This window comes from Acinetobacter sp. UBA1496, from assembly GCF_002324975.1.
Taxonomy (GTDB): domain Bacteria; phylum Pseudomonadota; class Gammaproteobacteria; order Pseudomonadales; family Moraxellaceae; genus Acinetobacter; species Acinetobacter variabilis.
In genome coordinates this window covers 1-4,690 of sequence record NZ_DCRI01000013.1, presented here as the reverse complement: position 1 = coordinate 4,690, position 4,690 = coordinate 1, and the positions used below count along the sequence as shown (strand labels likewise).

The following is a 4,690-nucleotide window of genomic DNA, read 5'->3' as shown; positions in this document are numbered from 1 at the left end:
CAAGTTTTACTCTGCCAAGAATAAGCATAAAGATAAGCTGTTATAGATCAAATTAAACAGATAAAAAAACCGGTAAATATGCCGGTTTTTTATTTGTGCTTTTAAGAAAAATGTACTTACCACATTAAATCATCAGGAATCACATAAGCTGCATATGGGTCTTCTTCATCAGTGGTTTCTTCATTTTTCTCTGAATTATTCACAATGATAAAGCCTTCCATTTTCGAATTGATGCGATCCGCCAAAGCTTTAGGCAGGAAGGCATAACTCTCATTTTCACGTGCAATCACCAGACTGCCAGCGACCAGTGCATTATAAATCTGCTGGTTGATATAAACTTTCTTGATCTTGCTGTCATCAATAAACTGATAACTGATCTCACCATCCGTATCGCGGATTTTATGCTGATTAATCATCTGCATGATGGCCGCTTTGAGTTCTTTTTCCTGCAACTGGACTTTTTTCGCCTGTTCAATCGCTTGGTCTTTAGCCAGCTTTTCCTGTTTGTCCTGTTCAATCTTGGCCTTGATTTCGGCTTCTTTACTGTCGCCTGTGCGCTTTTCATGTACAGCTTGTTTAGACAGTTTTTTGGCTTTTTTATTATCGACCAGGCCTGCCTTTAACAATTGTGCCTGTAATGCATTTTTAACCATGAGAGTTTCCAGAAATTAGTCGTGTTGATGTCGATAACGTAAATAGATCACCCAATAGGTCAGGCTAAGCAGTAGGCTTAACGCTGTAGGGACCAGGAATGCATTTAATTTTAAATAAGGATAAATCCAGCTGGCAAGTATGCCACCCATTAAAAAGCCGACCAAGATCAGCATATGCAGGATCACTTTACGGGATTCTACTACCAGACCACGCAGGCGATAGCCCATAGCAAGACCTAAATCTGTCAGTACACCAGACAGATGTGTGGTTCGGATAATCGCACCTTTATAATGACTGACCATGGCATTTTGCACACCCATCGCGACACAGGCCCATAACAAGGCATAACGTGGGAAATAGGGTAATAATAGCCAGCAAATGAATATAAAAAAAGCCACCAGGCTTAAAGGATAACCATACAGGCGTCCCAAGCGAAAGTGACTATTTCCTAAAATCAGCCCGCTATACATCGAGCCAATCACATAACAGAGCGTAACCAGAATCAGATACAGAATCTGGCGTGGTTGCAAGTCCAGCAGCGCCATTGCCAGCATACTAACGTTACCGGTCATATGTGAAACGGACTGATGCAACACGGTCACCAGTCCTAATACATTAATCATTCCGGCATTTACCGCAAGGAAGAATGCACCCAGTTGAACCCACGATGGTAAACGCTGTAATGGCATGACAATATCATTAGCAAAACATCTTGATTCTTCAATATAAAATCAATCTGTAGCGCGGTCTACTGCTGTAGTAAATAAAACATCGGTAGATGAGTTGAGTGCAGTCTCGGTAGAGTCCTGCAATACACTGATCACCATACCAATTGCCACCACTTGCATCGCGATATCTGAAGAAATCCCGAACAGGCCACAAGCTACGGGAATCAGCAATAGTGAACCACCAGCCACACCTGAAGCACCACACGCAGACACAGTCGCTACGATAGAAAGAATTAGCATAGTGGTGAAGTCAACATTAACACCTAAAGTATTTACTGCAGCTAAAGACAACACGGTAATCGTCACTGATGCACCGGCCATGTTAATTGCTGCACCTAAAGGAATTGCTACGCTTGAAGTAGTCTCTTTCACACCTAAGCGTTTTGCCAAGTCCAGGTTTACCGGAATATTGGCAGCAGAACTGCGGGTAAAGAACGCGGTAATGCCACTTTCACGTAAACAGGTAAACACCAGTGGATACGGATTACGACGGGTAATGAAACCGACCATTAATGGGTTAATCACCAAGGCTACAAATACCATCGTGCCCAATAAAACAGCTAATAAATGCGCGTAACTAGTCAGAGTATCTAGACCGGCTTCAGCAAAAGTCACGGCAACCAGGCCAAAAATACCCACAGGTGCAAAGCTGATCACCAGACGAATTACATAATTGATTGCATTGGCAGCGTCATTCAGACAGGTTTTAGTCGTATGCGATGCATGACGGAAGGCAATCCCTAACGCAATTGACCATGCCAGAATCCCAATAAAATTCGCTTCAGCAATGGCAACCACCGGGTTCGCCACAAAGCTCAGCACCAGATTTTTGAGAATTTCACCTAGGCTGCCTGGTGGCTGTAAATCACCTTGCGCTGCAATATCCAGGAACAATGTACTTGGAAATAAAATACTGGCGATGACAGCGCTTAGTGCTGCCAGGAACATGCCGACAGCATACATCAGCATAATAGGTCTTATCGTTGAATTAGTCTGGCCAACCTGGAAATTTGCAATTGATGCAAGAACCAGAATGAAAACCAGAACTGGCGCGACGGATTTTAGTGCCTTAATAAACAGATCACCTAACAGACTTAAGGAAGGTGCAGCTTCAGGAAATAACAGAGCCACACCAACGCCTAGAATAATGGCGATGATGATTCGGGAGACTAAACTCAGACGCGATAGGGCAGAAAACATAAGGTTGCCTTGTGAAAATTACGAGGGCTAAATGCGAAAAAAATTTGCGTTATTTTATACTTAAATTAAGGATCGCTTAAAATATATTTTCAGATAATATTTAAATATCTGAAAATTAATAAATAATTAAGATGGTTTTTTATCTTGATCGTATTATTTCCATACAAAATTCTTAGAATTGGCCAGATTTACTGATCGGTTTTTAATCTTTATTTTTTAGATGAATATAGAATTTAAATCAATCATTTCCAGTTATATTTCAGTTGAATTCTTTGCATGACAGCATGTCTATCATGCAAAGAATTGAAAAATCTTAAATCATATAATGCTGAGGCTTTTCGAAAATTTCCGGTGCCAGATCCTGAATTGCCTGAAAATGGGTTAGATAAATCCGTCCACTCAAATGTGTCATGAGTTTGGAGGCCTGCAAACGGTCGAATACCGGGCCTTTCACTTCTGCAAAATGCAGGCGAATATTCAGTTTAGACAATTCAGCATTGAGCTCTTCCAGCATTTCCAAGGCACTCAAGTCAATCGCACTGATACTGGAGCAGTTCAAAATCACATGCTCTAACTTGTCATTTAAACTTAACTGATTAATCAGATAACCTTTTAAGGTATGCGCATTTAAAAAACTTAGGTTTTCATCAATACGCAGAGACAGTACCCGATCAGAAGTCATCACCTGATGACGCTGGATATTCCGGAAATGCTGGGTGCCTTCGACCAGACCCACAACAGCAATATGAGGACGGCTGATGCGCCATAGCATAAGAATAAAGGTCGAAATAATCCCGACGATCAGGCCAGTGGTGATATCCAGTAATACCACACCAAAAAAGGTAATCCACATGGCAATGCCATCAGCTTTGGAATAACGCCAGGCATCGACGAAAGGCTGGAAAATGACCAGTTTCCAAATAGATACAATAATGGTTGCAGCCAGAATGGTCAGTGGTAGATCCTCAAAGAAGCTGGTAAAGAACAGACTGACCACGACAATCAATAAAGAAGACAATACGCCAGCCAAAGGTGTTTTGGCGCCAGCGTCAGCATTAACCACAGTACGTGATAAACTACCGGTTACAGGAAAGGCGGAATTGATTCCGGCACTGATATTGGCTACACCGAGCGCAATCAGTTCCTGGTTGCTATTTAAATTACTACGCTGCTGTAGCGCCGTTGCCTGAGCAATAGAGAGAGATTCCACAAAACTGATCATGGTAATCATGCTGGCACCCGGTAATAAGGTCATCACCAGTTCCCAGTTCCAGTGTGGGAAAGACAAAGGCGGAAAGCCTGAAGGAATTTCTCCGACAGTTTTAATTCCCTGAACTTTTAAGTCTAAAAAAAGAACGGCTGCAATACCGAGAAAAACCAGAATCAGTGGAACTGCCCGAACCAGAAAATCAGTCGAACCGATCCGGCTTTGTATGGCTTGGGATTTTAATAGTTTCGGCAGATAAACCAGTAAACCGATAGAAAGCAGGCCAAAGACCAAACTCGGGAGATGCAAAAGTGGTAAATATTCAATCAGGCTTTTCACCAGCTCGGGAATATTATTGGCTTTTAAAGGTAAATCCACCAGAAACTTGAACTGACCAAAAGCAATCAATAGAGCCGAAGCAATAATAAAGCTCTGAATGACTGGATGGCTGATCAGTTGAATTAAAAAGCCGAAACGGAACACACCCAAAAGCAGGGAAATAATGCCGACCATCAATGCCAATAAAGTTGCCGCTTCAATATAGACCGGAGAACCCACTTCAAATAAAGGATTCAGTGTGGCAAAGGTCATCATGGAAATGATCGCCACTGGTCCAATCGATAAAGTCGTACTGCCGCCCAATAAGGCATAAATGATCATTGGCAGAATACTGGCATAGAGTCCCATAATCGGTGGCAAGCCTGCCAGCATGGCATAGGCCATCCCTTGTGGTACCAGCATCGCAACGACAATCAGGGCAGCCAATACATCCGATTTTAATTTCACCGGGTTGTACTGACTTAACCATGACCAGGCAGGGAGTCTATTGAGCAGTCTAGACTTAAAATTTGGCATATACAGGTCTAAATCACAAATATAGATAACCTGAGTTCGACGTAAG

The 4,690-nt window shown here is 42.3% G+C and carries 4 protein-coding genes; all 4 read right to left on the bottom strand.

Annotation, left to right across the window (positions count from 1 at the left end; genetic code table 11):
- Positions 1–116: 116 nt before the first annotated feature.
- A complete protein-coding gene (locus B3143_RS01140) occupies positions 117–653 on the bottom strand; it encodes a DUF2058 domain-containing protein (RefSeq protein ID WP_004785589.1) in 537 nt (178 codons plus the stop codon).
- 15 nt (positions 654–668) lie between these two features.
- Positions 669–1,343, bottom strand: coding sequence for a YoaK family protein (locus B3143_RS01135; RefSeq protein WP_286739220.1), 675 nt, complete (start codon positions 1,341–1,343; stop codon positions 669–671).
- 42 nt (positions 1,344–1,385) lie between these two features.
- Complete coding sequence (gene sstT, locus B3143_RS01130) at positions 1,386–2,582, bottom strand: serine/threonine transporter SstT (RefSeq protein ID WP_004785593.1); 1,197 nt, start codon at positions 2,580–2,582, stop codon at positions 1,386–1,388.
- Positions 2,583–2,895: 313 nt separating this feature from the next.
- The gene (locus tag B3143_RS01125) at positions 2,896–4,644 is read right to left on the bottom strand and encodes a SulP family inorganic anion transporter (RefSeq protein WP_286739223.1); all 1,749 of its coding nucleotides are present in this window, start codon (positions 4,642–4,644) and stop codon (positions 2,896–2,898) included.
- Between the last annotated feature and the right edge of the window lie 46 nt (positions 4,645–4,690).